The sequence below is a fragment of the Halomonas halmophila genome (assembly GCF_006540005.1).
Taxonomy (GTDB): domain Bacteria; phylum Pseudomonadota; class Gammaproteobacteria; order Pseudomonadales; family Halomonadaceae; genus Halomonas; species Halomonas halmophila.
Genome location: NZ_BJOC01000035.1, coordinates 1 through 15,400 on the forward strand (window position 1 = coordinate 1; position 15,400 = coordinate 15,400).

At 50.2% G+C, this 15,400-nt stretch carries 14 protein-coding genes; 2 read left to right on the forward strand and 12 right to left on the reverse strand.

Annotated elements, in window-relative coordinates; all coding sequences use genetic code 11:
* On the reverse strand, positions 1–432 hold a 432-nt coding region (locus tag HHA01_RS12165), incomplete at its 3' end, for a contractile injection system protein, VgrG/Pvc8 family (protein WP_281285702.1).
* 420 nt (positions 433–852) lie between these two features.
* On the opposite strand from HHA01_RS12165, the gene HHA01_RS12170 reads away from it, so the two are divergent.
* Positions 853–1,527: a manganese efflux pump MntP gene (locus tag HHA01_RS12170; protein ID WP_307725351.1), complete on the forward strand. Its 675-nt coding sequence runs from the start codon at positions 853–855 to the stop codon at positions 1,525–1,527.
* An 82-nt stretch (positions 1,528–1,609) separates the two neighbouring features.
* Here the strand turns inward: HHA01_RS12170 and HHA01_RS14770 are convergent, their stop codons facing one another.
* Positions 1,610–1,852 carry a hypothetical protein gene (locus HHA01_RS14770; RefSeq protein WP_170214873.1) on the reverse strand — a complete coding sequence of 81 codons (243 nt, stop codon included), beginning with the start codon at positions 1,850–1,852 and terminating at the stop codon, positions 1,610–1,612.
* 294 nt (positions 1,853–2,146) lie between these two features.
* On the opposite strand from HHA01_RS14770, the gene HHA01_RS12180 reads away from it, so the two are divergent.
* The gene (locus tag HHA01_RS12180; protein ID WP_141321064.1) at positions 2,147–2,455 is read left to right on the forward strand and encodes a hypothetical protein; all 309 of its coding nucleotides are present in this window, start codon (positions 2,147–2,149) and stop codon (positions 2,453–2,455) included.
* Between the two features lie 159 nt (positions 2,456–2,614).
* Here HHA01_RS12180 and HHA01_RS12185 read toward each other — a convergent pair whose 3' ends face one another.
* The 10 genes from HHA01_RS12185 to HHA01_RS12230 all read right to left on the reverse strand — a co-directional run bounded on the left by HHA01_RS12185 (position 2,615) and on the right by HHA01_RS12230 (position 15,399).
* Positions 2,615–3,271 carry a hypothetical protein gene (locus tag HHA01_RS12185; protein ID WP_141321066.1) on the reverse strand — a complete coding sequence of 219 codons (657 nt, stop codon included), beginning with the start codon at positions 3,269–3,271 and terminating at the stop codon, positions 2,615–2,617.
* 99 nt (positions 3,272–3,370) lie between these two features.
* The gene (locus HHA01_RS12190; protein WP_170214874.1) at positions 3,371–4,387 is read right to left on the reverse strand and encodes a phytanoyl-CoA dioxygenase family protein; all 1,017 of its coding nucleotides are present in this window, start codon (positions 4,385–4,387) and stop codon (positions 3,371–3,373) included.
* Positions 4,388–4,397: 10 nt separating this feature from the next.
* Positions 4,398–5,441: a glycosyltransferase family protein gene (locus HHA01_RS12195; RefSeq protein ID WP_141321070.1), complete on the reverse strand. Its 1,044-nt coding sequence runs from the start codon at positions 5,439–5,441 to the stop codon at positions 4,398–4,400.
* Positions 5,442–5,516: 75 nt separating this feature from the next.
* The gene (locus HHA01_RS12200; RefSeq protein ID WP_170214875.1) at positions 5,517–7,595 is read right to left on the reverse strand and encodes a glycosyltransferase family 2 protein; all 2,079 of its coding nucleotides are present in this window, start codon (positions 7,593–7,595) and stop codon (positions 5,517–5,519) included.
* A 221-nt stretch (positions 7,596–7,816) separates the two neighbouring features.
* Positions 7,817–8,785, reverse strand: coding sequence for a sulfotransferase family 2 domain-containing protein (locus HHA01_RS12205; RefSeq protein WP_141321074.1), 969 nt, complete (start codon positions 8,783–8,785; stop codon positions 7,817–7,819).
* 277 nt (positions 8,786–9,062) lie between these two features.
* Positions 9,063–9,740 carry a hypothetical protein gene (locus HHA01_RS12210; RefSeq protein WP_141321076.1) on the reverse strand — a complete coding sequence of 226 codons (678 nt, stop codon included), beginning with the start codon at positions 9,738–9,740 and terminating at the stop codon, positions 9,063–9,065.
* A gap of 15 nt (positions 9,741–9,755) precedes the next feature.
* Positions 9,756–11,495: a glycosyltransferase family 32 protein gene (locus HHA01_RS12215; RefSeq protein WP_170214876.1), complete on the reverse strand. Its 1,740-nt coding sequence runs from the start codon at positions 11,493–11,495 to the stop codon at positions 9,756–9,758.
* 34 nt (positions 11,496–11,529) lie between these two features.
* The gene (locus HHA01_RS12220) at positions 11,530–12,522 is read right to left on the reverse strand and encodes a hypothetical protein (protein ID WP_141321080.1); all 993 of its coding nucleotides are present in this window, start codon (positions 12,520–12,522) and stop codon (positions 11,530–11,532) included.
* 13 nt (positions 12,523–12,535) lie between these two features.
* Entirely contained in the window at positions 12,536–13,462 is a 927-nt protein-coding gene (locus HHA01_RS12225) for a hypothetical protein (RefSeq protein ID WP_141321094.1), read from the reverse strand.
* The gene (locus tag HHA01_RS12230; protein WP_141321096.1) at positions 13,462–15,399 is read right to left on the reverse strand and encodes a rhamnan synthesis F family protein; all 1,938 of its coding nucleotides are present in this window, start codon (positions 15,397–15,399) and stop codon (positions 13,462–13,464) included. Before HHA01_RS12230 ends, HHA01_RS12225 begins: the two co-directional genes overlap by 1 nt.
* Position 15,400 lies beyond the last annotated feature (1 nt).

Genomic DNA, 15,400 nt, shown 5'->3' on the forward strand with positions numbered 1-15,400 from the left:
CTCGCGCTTGGCGGGCTGGCGGGTGGCGGCGAAGGCCACGTCGGTGAGGCCATTTTCCTCACACAGGGTGTTGATGACCGTCAGCGGCGAGACGTTCTGGAAGATACGCGAGTTCTGCCGCAGCGAGAGCCGCCACAGCGCCGGGCGAATGGTGAAGTGATAATGGGTGCGGCGATGGCCGCGATCCCCGCGGGCGAACTCGCTGACCACGCCGTGCACGCGACGCACCGCGACGCCATCGCGCCATACGGTAAGACTGGCACCGAGCTCGAGCAGATCGCTCGACGAGAGGTCACCGCGACGGCTGGCGGCCTCGACCTCCAGGGTAAAGGGCGCAGAAAGCGCCTCGTCAAGCTGGAAGTCGACCACCGCCAGGTCGAGGCTGCCGCCGCCGGCCAGGCTGAGAGTGAAATGCCATCCCTTGGCTTGCATGGCGTCCCTCCTGGAAGCCATCAATCGAATCGTTGATGTCAGTGTTGGATGATAAACAGCACCAATCTAAGGATTTTTGGATGACAAACAAGCTTTTCTGGCCATCCGTCGAAAATCTCTTACAATCCTCATATCGGAAATACTACGCGCAGCCGGTTTGCCTCGCCGTCATCAGCGCTGATCCCTCGTTTTTCGCCCGGCACGTAACCAATGGAAAGGCCATCGTCACAGGCATGACAACCCCCTCCCCCAAGGGGTATGATACATACCGTTCTTGGGGAGTAGCCTGCTTCCAGCGCGTGCCTTTTCAGCGACCTATTCCAGCGCTCTGCCGCTGTATCGCCGAATGAGTCAACGTCACGTGCCGCGAAGTCTCCGTGTCAACACACTCGGCAGCAATGCCGTGGCACGGGTGGCCTGATGGCTGGCGAGACCAATGGCGCAAACGCATTGCCACCGGCAATGCATGTCGCCTTGCCTGCTTACTTGTCGGGAACTGCCAGCATGTCTCTGTACTCCACTATGTTTCTTGCCTTCTCCATGTCCAGCGACGCCTTCGTGGCTTCGTTGACCAAGGGCGCTTCACTGCCTCGTCGTCCCAGCTTTATTGAGGCCCTGCAGACCGGTCTGATCTTCGGCACCATCGAGACCATCACTCCTCTCCTCGGCTGGGCACTTGGCCTCTCGATGTCCCAGTTCATCACCGCCTGGGATCACTGGGTGGCATTCGCCTTACTCTGTCTGCTGGGTGCCCACATGATGCATGAAGGGCTGAAGAGTCACGACGACACAGCGCAAGAGACAGCAGCCCCAAAACGCCAGCCTGCGTCACTGCTGCGCCTGGTTATCACCGCCTTCGCAACCAGCATCGATGCTCTGATCATCGGCATCACACTGGCGTTCATGGAGGCCAATATTGTGCTCACCTCGCTAGCCATCGGCGGTGCCACCCTGCTGATGACAACACTCGGGGTCATGCTGGGCCGCGCCATCAGCACCGTGGTCGGCAAACGCGCCGAGGTGCTGGGCGGTCTTACCCTGTGCGGCATCGGTATCGCCATTCTGGTCGAGCATCTGGGGTTGTTGAGCGGATGATCCTCTGACCCAACCAAAACGCCGCCACGATGAAGCATCGTAGCGGCGTTTGTGGATCTGCCAACCTGTCGAGTCACCCGAATCAGCAACGGCCCTTCTTGGCCTGCCCCGGCGGGCAGAAACCACCGCCACGGCCATCATCATGGTGGTGATCGTCACGATGGCGGTAGTCACGGTCATGATCATGGTCGCGATCATCACGGTCATGATGACCATCGTCATCAATCACGACAGCCGGTTCCGGCGAGATACGCGCCGGATGGTAACTACAACCCGCCAGGCCCGCCACCAGCAAGGCCCCCATCAACAAGCACAGTACACGCATGAAGCTATCTCCCGTTCATATCTCAGTGTCGCACAGCCGCATCCTAGCAGGCCGGAAGGCGTTTGAAGCGTGGCAAAATGGCGACAGTTGGGGAAAAAACCTTGCAGCCTGAGGCCCAGAAGCATCAGACAATCAATAGCCAGCGAAGGCAGCCAGCAGCCGATGGCCTCACGCAATCAGCCTAATAGTTTGCATGCTAATATTGTGGCGTATAAATTGTGTACAACACATCAGAGGCGCAGTACAGCTTCCTGCTCTGCGGTGTACCAACTCTCAGCTTGTTAGAGGTAAAGCATGCAAAAGATCATCAAGACAGCCGCCATCGCCAGCACCCTGATGCTCGCTTCTTCCGTCGCCATGGCGGAGCATCACGAAGACGGCATGGAGCACCAGGACCAAGCCATCGTCGAAGATGGCGGCGTGCAGTCCAACCATAACCCGGAAGTCGAAGGCGAGACGAACGCCAACCTGGATGATGAAAGCATCGTCAAGGACGGCGGAACGGGTTCCGACTACAATGCAGAAGTCGCGGATGAGCCCGAAGCCGACCTTCCGGAAGGTGAAATCGTCGAGGATAGCGGCGTCGACTCGGCCGCAAGCTGATCACGCCTTGACAGGCATGCGTTATCGACGTGATGCCGGCAGCAGCATCCCCGAGCAGTGGCACATACCAAAAAGCTACCGGAGCAATCCGGTAGCTTTTGTGTTCGTGGCACATGGCACGATCCTCTAACGGGGCATTGCCACCTCACCTTGCGCCACTCAATCGAAGTGGTACCGCACCCCGAGGGAGGGAATATTGCTACCGCCCTCCTGATCACTGAAGAAGCCAAACGCACTCGAGCGATGGTGCAAGCGGCCATAGACCGACCAGGGGCCCCAGGCATCCGGCTGGGCTTCCAGTTCAAAGATCATCGAGGCCATCAGCTTCTCGCCGGAATCGTCGAGTTGCGACTCTTCGGTGGTATAGGAGAGCCCGACGCCCAGGTAGGCCGTGGTATCGACGCTATCGTCCCAGGGGAAAGGCTCCCAGCTGAGCGACGGCGTGATGAAGCTCTCGAAGTAATCCTCGTCACCGAAGATGTACGACACATTGGCTTCAGTGTAGAGCTTGGAGTAGCCACCAAAATCTACCAGCTCCTTCTGCAGGCCGACACTGGCGATGTAATAGTCCCTAGACTCCCAGGCAAAGGGGTTGAAGGCTTCGCCACTCTTCACCGTTTCGTGAATCGCCTGGCCGGCATGGCCACCCAGGGCCCAACCTTCGCCCCAGGGGGTGACACTGATGCCATCGGCCCAGGCCGACATGGGCGCCGCGGCCGCACCCAGCGTCATCAGCGCGGCATGCTTCAGGCCGCGACGTCGATGACTGGCAGTGCGATGCGCCGCCGGCAGATCGTGATACCGACCGTTGCTCATCCCTTGCTTCCCATTACACGTGCGATTGCGCATTACCTCGAAATCCCTATTGTCGGCAGAACTCGTACACTACTCGATCGTCTGTCGGCCCACAGCGCGTCACCAGGCATCCGGCCCCTCGGCGCGATGCCAGGACGCCTTGGCGCCCCGCGCGGCGGCTTTCTCGTCCTCACGGCGCCGCATGCGCTGCAGCACACGATACTGCAAGCGGTTCAAGCTCTCGAAGCCCAGGCCCGGCAGCGGGTTGAACGGATTGGTGCGGCTCATGCCCCACAGCGCCAGGCGCGATGTACCGGATTCGGCGTGCCCGCGCGCATGCACGCCGAAGGTATTGGCGATCAGCAGCGTATTGCCCGGCACCGCAAAACTCTGCGGCGGCGCCTTGCCCAGCGTCTCGGCCTCGTCCTCTGCCACACGGAAGGAGCCGCGTGCCGTGTAGCGATCGGCATGCTCGCGCGCCTTCAGGCTCATCTGATACTCCCAGCGCAGGCGGTCCCGGCTGAGGCAGGTGGAGCCCGGCACGAAGACGAAAGGCCCGTTGCGATCCGAGACATCCTCCAGATACAGCCAGAACTTCATGGTGGGCTGGAAGGTATCCACGTGCAGGTTGGTCTGCGGGTCCGGTGCATCATCCGTGACGCCGTTCCTCACCTTCTCGGCATGGCAGATCGGCATGCGCAGGTGGCCGGCACAAAACCGCATCAGGCGCCGGAATGCCGGGTCCTTCATCAGCGCCCGGGTGTAGGGCATGTCCTCGAGCACCTCGGGGGCCAGCAACATGCGCCGGGTCTGGGCATTGCCCTGGTTGCACTGGCGCACCTCGCCCCCGGCGTTACGCACCTCGCGCACCAGCGCCTGATACTCGGCCTCCGGCAGGTAGTTCTTCTTGAGCACATAGCCCTGCTCGATGAACTGGCGGCGGTCCTCCCTGGGCACCCGCCAGCTCAACATGCCCATGCGCAGGCGCATCACGCCATGGGCCAGCGCCACCCGCCCCACATGCAGGCCCCAGCGGTTCAAGCGCCGGCTGCCGATCAGGGGATTGGCGACAAAGGACTTGGTCCCGGTAAACAACTCCGCCAGCCACACCGGCAAACGCGTAATCTGCTTGAACATCATCCCTTCCTTAATTCCCGGAGCTCAGACGACGCCAGAAGGCCACTGCCTGCGCCGGATCGCCGCGCTGCCTGGCAACTCGAGCCGCGTTTTCGGCCATGCGTCGTGTCGTCTCCGGATTATCGCAGAGATAGTGCAAGGCGTCGTGCCACGCCTGCGGCGTATCATCCACCAGCAGGCCGGTCACCCCATCCTCGACGATATCCGTATAGGGCGCTCGCCGGCTATAGATCCCCACGCCGCCCATGGCACTGATATCCAGAAACTTGATGAATGACTTGCCCCGATTGAACGCCGAGTCCAGCAATGGCGCCAAGCCGATATGCAAGCGATGCTGCTGCTGATAGCGTCGAAACGCCTTCCACGACCTGGCATCCGGCGCCTTCAGACGCGCCAGACCACGCAATTCAGGCGGTGTATGCCGCCCCATCATCACCTCGAGGGAGACCGCCGGGCGCTCGTCATGCAAGCGGATCAATGCCGAGGCAATATGCTGCAGATCGGGCAAGTGCGCCCGCGTGCCATGAAATCCCAGGCGCCATTTCCCGGGCTCGGCCCCTGCCGTCTCGAAATGGGCCAGATCCGGCAGCGGCGCGATCAAGGGCGGCGTCAGTACCCGCACATCCGCATGCCGACCCGCCAGGGAAGCCGCCAGCCGTTCACTACAGGTCACCACCACATCGGCCAGTGCCAACCAGCGCGGCTGCATCTCGGCCAGGCGCGCCATGCGCTGGCGATACGCCGCCGGCAGTCCTTCATCCTCGGCCGCCGCCGGAATATCATCATCCACCAGATAGACGATGCGACCGAAGAGATCACGCTGACGCTCCAGCCAGCGCAATGCATACACCGGCAAACTGCGGCAGATCACCAGGTTGGCGCCCATCTGCCGCGACAGCACCCAGCGCGCCAACCGCCAGCGCAGCCCGCGCACATCCAGCCGCCCGATGTCGAGGCCTTCCGCGCGCAAGCCGGGCGCCGCAGACTCGAGGAAGTAGATATCCTCGGTCGGCCGCGCCCCGTCACTAAGTACAAACCAGCGTTTACTGATCATGGACTCCGTCATTCCAAACCACCGACCACAACCGGCCCCATCCTTCTTCTCCTTCTTCCGTCTACCTCTGATCCCTCACCTAAGCGAGAAGTCTTCGTGCACAAGCGTCAGGTTCGGGTTATAGGCCGGGTCATGATCCAGCAAAGCTCCCCATGTCTCGCGCATATATGAGGATTCTCCTTGCGCCCTTGATCGTTTCTTGGAGTTATTGTCCGCGCCCCGCGAAATAGACTCGTGGTGATAGAGTTCGGCATGCGGTGTCCAGAGGTTACGGTACCCCGCTTCAACAACCCTCAGGCAGAAGTCCACATCATTGAAGGCCACCGGCAGATCCTTCTCATTGAGCCCTCCTACCTCGTCGAAAATCGACTTGCGCACCACCAGACAGGCTGCCGTGACCGCCGACATGTTCTGCGTCAGGAACAGTCGCGAGAAATATCCCGGGGAGTTGCGACTGAAATACTTGTGCGCGTGACCAGCCACGCCGCCAATGCCCAGGATTACGCCGCCGTGCTGCACGGTATCATTGGGGTAATACAGCTTGGCGCCCACACAGCCGATATCCGGCCGACAGGCATGGCTGACCATTTCGCGCAGCCAGTCTTCCCTGATCGGCTCGATATCATTGTTGACCAGTGCCAGAATCTCGCCCTTGGCCTGACGCGCTCCGAAGTTGTTGATCGCCGAATAGTTGAAAGGCTCATGCCAGGCCAGCACCCGAACTCGCGAGTCGCGCTCCTCCACCTCACTCATGTAAGTCAGGGTCTCTTGGCACTCACTCTGGTTGTCCAGAATCAACAGCTCGAGATCCGGGTAATCGGTCCGCTCGAGAATCGCATCAACGCATGGTCGAAGGATCTCGACCCGGTCCCGAGTAGGGACCAGCAGAGTCACCTTGGGGGCCGGATCCGGCAATGGCCAGATCACACGATAGGTGTTGGGCAGACTCCCATGTTCCGCCCGGGCACCAGGCCAGGAAGTTTCCAGTGCACTGCGCACGGCTTTCAGCCCGGCCTCACTCGTATAGTCTTTCTGCTGGCTGGCCTGCGCCGTGGAGCCCTCTCCGGCTCGCCAGTGGTACAACACATGGGGAATATGCACCACCTCATCCGCGGTCAATCCAAATGTGCAACGCAAGGCCAGGTCATGATCCTGGCTACCTTCATAGCCTTCTCGAAAGCCTCCTACCTGTTTGACCAGCTCGGTGCGATATACGCCGAGATGTGAGAGGTAATTCTGCGATAGCAACAGGTCCGGATTCCAGCGGGACTTGAAGTGAGGATCGTAACGCTCGACCTTGTCATTCAGCTTGTCTTCGTCGCTGTAGAGTACCTTCGCTTCGGGGAAGCGGTGCAACGCCTCGGCAACGTGGAACAGCGCCCGAGGCGAAAGCAGATCATCATGATCCAGCAGGGCCACAAAATCACTTTTCACCAGGGCCAGGGCACTATTGCTGGCCGCACAGATATGCCCGTTGCGCGGGCGGTAGACGACCTGAATGCGCGAATCGCTCTCGGCATAGCGCTTCAGCACCTCATGCACGCGCGAATCCGTGGAAGCATCATCGGCAATGCATAGCTGCCAGTAGGGATACTGCTGCTCGAGCACGGAATCCAGGCAGGCTTCCAGCCATTCCGGCTGGGGATTGAAAACCGGCAATAGCACCGAAATCTGCGGCTTGTTGGGCAACTTGTCGATAACCCGCTGGACCTTGTCAGGTCCCAATGTCTTGCGGTTCTCCAGCCACTGCCGATAGCTGCGACGGGCCGTCACTCGCTCAAAGGTTTCCTCGTAATCCGAAAGAGCCAAATCACGCCAGTGACGTCCCTGATCCGCTGCCTTTTGCTTGAGTGCAGGCAGAACATCCTGCTTGTTCATGGTCCGCCAGGCGTAATGCATATTGGACAAGCGCTGCACAAGCCGATCATGGGCAAACCATGGTGTTAACCAGGCGAGTCGTAGATGACGAATAGTAAAAAAACCGCTCTGCTCCATAGGGTCAAAGCGAATGGCCTTCGGTTGACGCTGGACATAAAACAAACGTTTAGTGATACGGCCGCTTTTTAAAGGAAGATAAATACTCTGCTCTTCCACAAAGCCCTTTCCAAAATTAAAGTACAAGCGAACAGCAACACTCGGCTGATCATGGTCCATGGAAACTTCCAGCATATGCCAACCCGGGAGTGGCAGCTCACGTCGAGTTTGCATCTGCGGGTCATTGCCCTCAGCCTGCCAGGTGTAACGCCCTTCACCAACAAGTCGGACCTGGCTACGTGGCGTTAAGTCCTCAGCAGGACAACGAACCAAAGGCGTGCTAATCAGCGAGTTTGTCAGCCAACGAGATCCTGTATCAGATAAAAGGCGTGTAATCTTATTCATTTAGCCTCAGGCTTGGTAACAGAGCGCGGATTGATAGGGAAGCACTGACCTGTGCTGGCAACACGACACTGCACCTTATCACCCACAGCAAGTTTAACAGGCAAATGAAACCCTACATAACCGCCACGAGGGGGTCTCAGCCGACAGAGAGCAGGACGAAACTCGAGTGCTTTCGCGGCACCCAAATACTGATCGTTAGCCCAAACCTCTATCAACACAGGGTCTTCACGCTCGCCTTCCCACCAAGCCCAACCAGCAACGCGCCCCGGTTTAGCTTCTACCAAACGAGCGTGAGCCCAAGTATCATTATTCTGAAAAGCAGAATACCGAGAATCAAAGAGAACACAAGCACTGCTATACAGATTAACATCGCGCTTATTTAATGCATAAAAATCAGAAATATGTTCATCAGAAACCTTCAAGTCCTTTTCAAGGCTAATACCACCTCTATTATAGTTCCGCACTGGGAGACTGCTGGAGTACCTTTTATTAAAAACCTCTAAACTCTTTTCATACTTCTCTGTCAGCCCTAAAAAACCAAAAGACTCTACATCAATTTTACTCAAAATTCTTGACTGACGATTAATCATGGCGGGACGAGAAAAAAAGTCGTAAAAACTCCCTTTAAAACCATAGTGCCGCAAAAAATGTGCGTATTCGGAAAGCATCCTCTGAAGAGGCTCCCGTAAAAACGCTACAGTATCCTCAATCCCTAGAACAGGTAAAAACCTATTGACATTAAAATGACCACAGACCATTTTTTTTCGCGAAGATGTTAGGCATCTTGAAAAGTCATAGAAGTCAGGCTCCGCATCATAAAGTTCCTTTTTTACTAAGGGAGTGGTTTCTGAAGAGTTAGCGCCATAATCATACTCTATGGAAGAACTGGAGAAAGCTTCTTCTGCAGCAAGCCGAAAACTTGTACCTGCCGTCTTGGGTATATGAACAAAGTGCAGAATATTCACTCAAACCTCGAAATAAAAAATGAGCCAAAACCGAGACAAAAGCCAATCACTAGAACAAAACCATTCAGGCTCTTGCACCAAGAAACAAAAGAAACAAAAGAAACAAAAGAAACAAAAGAAACATAAAGCTTCGAAAAAAGGTACGCTGATACACCCAAACCCCATAACTCTACTCTGTAAAGAGAAAAGCGATTTTTATATATGACACGCCAAATTTACGATAATGCAAAAAGCGGCTTTAGTAAACTTCTTGATGTGATAGCCTTAAAATACGAACCTATTTAGAATCGCGAAACAAAATTCCACCTTTACTCACGAGATCTGAGTAAAGCTTCAAATCTAAGCTATTATTATTCTCAATGATGTCTTTTTGGTTACGTGTCAACGAATGGCTCGGCTTTGAAGAAATATTCACCTTATGATCGGGATTAAAAGTCTGTCCTGAAACTTGACCAAAGGCATCACAAAACTCTTCATAACTATCAAGTGTGGAAACAAGATAGAAATCTTTTAAATGAAGAGGATAGATCTGCTTGCTCATAATATTACAAAACCATGGATGGCTTGCAAACTCATCTAGTGAAGAAGACTCCCTGGCAACTTTAAAAAGCGGCCCATTACTATTCGAGCTACTTAAAAAATTATAATAAGAAGGGACTAGCTCGAGAGGATTTCTTAATACAGTAACCCACTTGGGCCTCTCAACGACATCCAAGTACTTGGTAGCATAAAAATGTCCGTGAACAATATCGTACTCAAAGTTACCATTGAGCACCATATTCAAAAGCTCCCGCTTCTTTTTTAATCTAACCGATCGCGCCCTCTCTGACTTATTAGTAACAAGGTTTCCATAATCAAGATAACAAGTTTTGCCGTAAGCCGAGACTAATGAGTTTTTAAAACTAGTTCCGGCACACTTGGGAAGATGTATAGATAACAAAACAGAATCAATCACAACTAAGCTCCAAAGCTACTTAAAATAAAATGGCACAAGTTCATCCAGTTCAGCTCTCTTACACAAATCTACATAAGTAGTTTTTGAGAGCTCACTTTTATCAAACCTGGCTAATCTTGACAAAAGATCGATGTGATTTCCATTAGCGGATACTACTCCCTGCTGCAGGCGACTCAAATAAGGAAAACTGTCCTGTATGGTGCAAAAATCTGCATCCATTTTTAAATCTGCGTAACCAGGTCTAAGCGATGAAAAATCGCGCAGGGCATGAAACTTACTAGCTCGATCAACTCCCTTTGTATTAAAAAGCCTCAACAAAGCTTTTTCGTAAATTCCTATAGACTCATTAGACCGCTGAGCTAAGCCCGATTCAGAAAAGTTACCTAAGCCGCTTTGAAGCAAAAAGTCTTCAAGGACATTCTCTCCTTGCATATTGACACCGACACATCTGACATTAAGGCAGCCAGCTGGAAGGATATCCTCCAGATAGTTAACTACCCTACTGTATTCAAGAAGGTGTGAGCAATTTGAGGCAAAAGCATCTTCTACAAATTTCTTAATACTACCCTTATAATCTTTAGGCGCAATCTCAAAAAGATCTGTCTTTAAACACTGAGAATAAGAACTTTCGACAAACGAAAATATATTTTTTAAATATATATATATTTTTACCTGCTTGCCACACCGATGAATAAAATCCTGAAGCCCATTGACAAACCCTTCTTTATATAGATCAACAATTCCCTGCTCAGAGGATATGACAGCTTTATTGTAATTAGAAATTTCTGAAATAACTCTATCAGCAACAGGGCCGCAGAACTTGTTCTTAACCAGCTGATGGTGTGCCCGAACATTATTAGGACGACCATTTAAAGGGTATATACAATGTTTCCCAAAATCAGTGTTTCTGAAAAAATCTTGCACCGTTGTACTGCCAACTTTTGGCCAGCCAAAGTGCAAATATAAAACGCTTTCATTATCACTTTGTATGTCAGGGATAAAGTGGCTAGCTTTGGCTCTGTTAGAACCTGAGGGACTTGATGGCGACTCCCCTTTTTCTTTACCGTCCTCTTGGGATAGAAACACATCTTTGGGATCTTCTTCAGAAAAAATCCCTTTTTTCTGTAACTCAACCCATGTGTTTGAAAAACCTTTCACCCTTACATAATCAAACAAAACATTTATTGATTTTTTAAAACTTAGTGGGTATAGGCTAATCCTATCCGAGCAATAGGAGACAATATCATTAATCACACCGGGGCCAGTGCAATTGATAACATCATAGTTGAATTTCCCCAGATAAAAGTTTAGTCGTACTCGGTTAATGAAGGAAAGTATTATCTCTGAGTTCTGTGGAGCACCAATTATAGAGTTAGTAAAATGAGCCTTACCAGGATTGCTCGCATACTTCGAAAAGTCATCTCTCCTCAAAAGCACTAAGTCGTTATTCAAATAACGATCAAAACTTGTTTTAATCTTCATCGACAAGTCAACATATATCCCACCATAATGGTAGACCAAAAGCAAACGAGCCAAGTCTGCACGGGATGCAGGTATTCTGTTATTACAATACCAATTGTAAAGACTATAATCCCAATGATCTATTATTAGCTTCTTAATGAAATTATCATCAGCCATGAAATAGTCATACTGAGGCAAATTAGACTCAGTATCCATGGAAGCCTGAATTAGTTTATCAGGTGCGTCTTCTTTAGCATGGCAAAACTGAAGAATATTTTTAGGGATTTTAGTCATACTATCTCTCACGGCTGTGAACGGCGCAGACGGGTTATTTGAAAGAATTGTAAGCATATAGCTTTGTCATAACACGGGTCGCCAAACGTGAAGCTTTCATCAACTCTTCTCGGTCGTGGTCAGTCTCATTAAATGAAACCTCAGACCAAGGTTGACCATTAAAAAATCGCGATGAAATCATCTTATTATCTTGAGAGAAAGCATTGAGAATATACTTTCTAAGTGATGGAGACAAATAACTCGGAGTGTTATAAAAAAGACCGCTACCTTCGCCTAAAACTCTTGACAAATTATTCTTCACACGCTCATCGTGGACATCCCTGAAAAGCTGAGTCTCCTTGGACAAGGCCTCACACAAGAAAGGGTTTAAACTTTTATTTTCAACTCCGGCTTGTATATTTTTTTCAAAGCCTGTAACAGACAACCTATAAAAAAAATCTGAGAGCAACGAACCATTTAGCAGATAATCTTTCAGTAAAGGTATAACTGTAACATTCTCAACTCCATATAACTTCTCAAATTTTTCCATGCTAATTAAATAATTCGGGTTTCGCCTTTGAACTGCTTTTTTTGCGAAATGATCGAGTGTTATACCTTGCTTATAGCCCCATTGTTGCCAAGCAGACATCAGGAAGTCATCTTGCCGGCGTATATAATACAAGACCTGAACATCAGAAAAATAAGATGCAAGAGCCTTGTGAATACCTGCACCTGACTCTTTTCCAAGTTGGTTAACAAGGTTTTCAGCGCTAACCAGTAAAATAGCATTATCATCATACTTATACTTTTTTGTAATAGAATCGAGCTTAGATTGTAATGAAGCTATATCACCATTTTCCATTACATGGCGAAAATAAGGGCGTGGCGTTTCTCCATTTGGGTTAAAGCCATAATCTCCCTTAGTACGCATTTGTGGGTCCGGTATCACATAGCCTACACTTTCTAATAAGTTTCTATTTTTTATAATTGCCTTTTGAATAGTCGTCGAGCCACACTTTGAATGGCCAGGGTGAAGAACCAGCTTCATGGTGGTCCCCTTATTAAGTAGCTATCTCTTCAAGTTTTATACCAGGAGGTAAGGCTTTTACCGGTTTGTAGTGCTGATTCTGTATCTTACTGATATCAAGGCCATATTCATCTGCAAGAAATTGATTGCCTTGTTTAAAGTGTGCATCCAGAGACTGTTGCTCGGGTACGGAAAACAAAACATGCCTATCGCGCTCCACAGGCACCCTGCTAGCGAGATCAGTCACTTTATCTCTGATACGAGAGAAACTGGCATTGTCTGTAGCTTTACGCCCTCTTGCTTGAAGTACAGCAAGGCAACGAGTCGGTATTGATGGATTTACCTTGGACGATCTTTCCTCGCTAACATGCTTTACATTTACAGAAAACTCTGAAAAAAAATCATCTACAATAGATTGACTATAAGGAATAATCCGAATATTTTCAGGCCCTGCATAATTTCGCCACTGACTAATGTTTTGATAAAAGTTTAGCCAACTAATATTGCGCATCGCTAAAGCAAACAATGAAGCACCGTAGCGGACATTAGGATCTTTAACTAACTGATTAAAAAGAGAAAGCAATAACTCAGACTGCGGGCGAATTGTGAACAACACTTCGACTTTACGAAAATGTGTTGCAACAAACTCTTTGAACTTAGGGTTGTTGAAATAAAACGGAGAGAGCTCTGAAGAAATCAAAATACTATCCTCAGGTGATGCCTCCATTTCTTGGCGCAACATTTCAAGGGCCTGCGGAGGGGTCATATCACTCTGGTATGCACCGCTACCTTTGAAAGACAATGCGAAGGGATGGTGCGAATGATCAGGCCACTGCAGGCTTTGTGGGTAAAGTATACCTTTATCAGAAAAGTCTTTTTTTTGCTGCTGTATTTGAGACTGAATAGCCGAAGTTCCGGTTTTGGACCAACCGACATGCAAGTACAGTGTATCTTTTTTCATCATTCACCAATAAAAGGGTTGCGGCCAACCTGGCTGACTAACTTACCCCACTTAAGGATATGCGCTTCATCAAGACCGTCGTTGCCCTGGAGTACATCGGGGAATCCTAACGCTTTCCATTTGTCCATCGGGTGTAGGATGTGAAAAGTCGCAAGGCCCAAGTCGCCCGGCAACTGAGCATCTGCCACAACGTTGTCCCCAATATGCAGATACCGCTGAACTCCTTCTTCTACCAGATCTTCCTTAACCATATGCCACATGCTTCCATTATCTTTACGTTTTTTCTCGGCGCTCGAAACAAGTAACCTGTAAGGCACACTGATACCAGCCTTTTTGAGCATAAGGCCTACTTGACCGCGCGTATAATAAGTGTCCGAAATCACCCAAAGCTTATGTCCGGAGCTGCCAAGATGATTAAATAGCTCGACCATCTCATTTTTTGGCTGGACCATCTTCAGGTCCAGCTCGAACTCTTCCTGCATGAACCGAAAGGCATCAGCTTCAGACACGGCAAGGCTATTGCCAATTTCACGGTAAATATCCTCGATAGTGACGTCAGCTTGGAAGTTATTTTTTTTCCTAAGGTTCAGCTCTGCCTTGTTACGTAGCTTTACAAAGTCTTCAGATGATTGAACTATTCCACTTTCAACAAGTTGTTGTCCAAGCTTAAGCTTCGCATAATCAGGTACCGTGTATTCACGTCTGACCAATGTATCAAAAACATCAAAGCTGATACACTCATGTGCTTGTATAGCCTGCAGATGATGTTCTATCCCTTTATTTTCATAACTGCTGAATATAAAAGAATAATCTTGTGTGAATTTACCGGCTGGTGGATAATAAAAAAATTCTTTATAGCCTTCCTTCTCAGCAACACTTCCTATAATTCGCTCCAATGCATGGAGCATTGAGCCGTCATTGGGCAAGGGTTCTTCAGGAAAGTCTTCATATTCCCATGCCTTTCCGAGTAAAGTTTTCAGCGCCGCCGGACGTGCCCAGAACATCCCCCCTGCAGGGTAGCTTAAAAAGCCACTATTTTTTGGTAGGTCAAGCTGCGTCTCCCATTCGCGCATAAAAGGAGTATTCATGGTTAGATGGTTTACCCATGTGGGCATCATCCAGAATGTTGTCGGGTAATAGATTCCCAACTGCTCATTTCCTGCAAAGCAGTTTAACATTCCAGATGTTACTGCAGGGTCCCCCAGCAGATACTCTGTCAGATAGTCTGCCCATTGAGTCTGTTCTTTTCCCGAGTATAAGGACTTCTTGGAGTGCAAATGGCAAAACAGATCATACTCTTGTAGCTTATCAGAATACTCGACGAGCATTGGCCAAAAATTACGCCCCCTATTGGGCACAACTCTAACTTCCAAACTGTTTACTTTTGGATGCTTACCAAAGGTTCTCTTCGCTTTTTTGACAAGCTCTTCATCGACTATTGTCAAGAGAACGTCTAAATTAATCGGGAAGTTATCAAGAGCTTCTGCAAAGCGGTCAATAAAATCTTCATAGAAAATATGTAAACAGGCAGCTACTTTTAATCTATGAGCATCTTGTGTAATTTCGCGCTTAGGCTTTAAGATATCTCGTGGCGTCCACCTTGAAGCCTCCACAGCATGCTGACGCCCTTCTTTTCTTCCATGAAGGACATAATGAACCAAAGGGCTTATTTGCCCATGGAATACATCCATGTAACTTCGGTGATAAGTTTCAGTATCGAATTCAGGTGAAGGGTTGACTGGAGAGAAGCGGGACTTTCTTTCATAATCTTTAAAGGCCTCTACATTGCTGGAAAATTTTCTTCCATAACGCTCTTCATACCAGTCAGGGTCAAATAGTTTCAAAGAGATAGATTTTTCTGTCAACTGTTGGTAGTTTAGGCCTTTCGAGCGATTTTGGCTAAACTTTTTACCAAATTCCTTAAGATACTTTCTCATT

What these genes read in the sequence shown, in the direction of transcription:
- HHA01_RS12170 (WP_307725351.1), top strand. Translation starts at nt 853, where the DNA reads ATGGCTGGCGAGACCAATGGCGCAAACGCATTGCCACCGGCAATGCAT.
- HHA01_RS14770 (WP_170214873.1), bottom strand. Translation starts at nt 1,852, where the DNA reads ATGCGTGTACTGTGCTTGTTGATGGGGGCCTTGCTGGTGGCGGGCCTG.
- HHA01_RS12180 (WP_141321064.1), top strand. Translation starts at nt 2,147, where the DNA reads ATGCAAAAGATCATCAAGACAGCCGCCATCGCCAGCACCCTGATGCTC.
- HHA01_RS12185 (WP_141321066.1), bottom strand. Translation starts at nt 3,271, where the DNA reads ATGAGCAACGGTCGGTATCACGATCTGCCGGCGGCGCATCGCACTGCC.
- HHA01_RS12190 (WP_170214874.1), bottom strand. Translation starts at nt 4,387, where the DNA reads ATGTTCAAGCAGATTACGCGTTTGCCGGTGTGGCTGGCGGAGTTGTTT.
- HHA01_RS12195 (WP_141321070.1), bottom strand. Translation starts at nt 5,441, where the DNA reads ATGATCAGTAAACGCTGGTTTGTACTTAGTGACGGGGCGCGGCCGACC.
- HHA01_RS12200 (WP_170214875.1), bottom strand. Translation starts at nt 7,595, where the DNA reads ATGGACCATGATCAGCCGAGTGTTGCTGTTCGCTTGTACTTTAATTTT.
- HHA01_RS12215 (WP_170214876.1), bottom strand. Translation starts at nt 11,495, where the DNA reads ATGACTAAAATCCCTAAAAATATTCTTCAGTTTTGCCATGCTAAAGAA.
- HHA01_RS12220 (WP_141321080.1), bottom strand. Translation starts at nt 12,522, where the DNA reads ATGAAGCTGGTTCTTCACCCTGGCCATTCAAAGTGTGGCTCGACGACT.
- HHA01_RS12225 (WP_141321094.1), bottom strand. Translation starts at nt 13,462, where the DNA reads ATGAAAAAAGATACACTGTACTTGCATGTCGGTTGGTCCAAAACCGGA.
- HHA01_RS12230 (WP_141321096.1), bottom strand. Translation starts at nt 15,399, where the DNA reads ATGAGAAAGTATCTTAAGGAATTTGGTAAAAAGTTTAGCCAAAATCGC.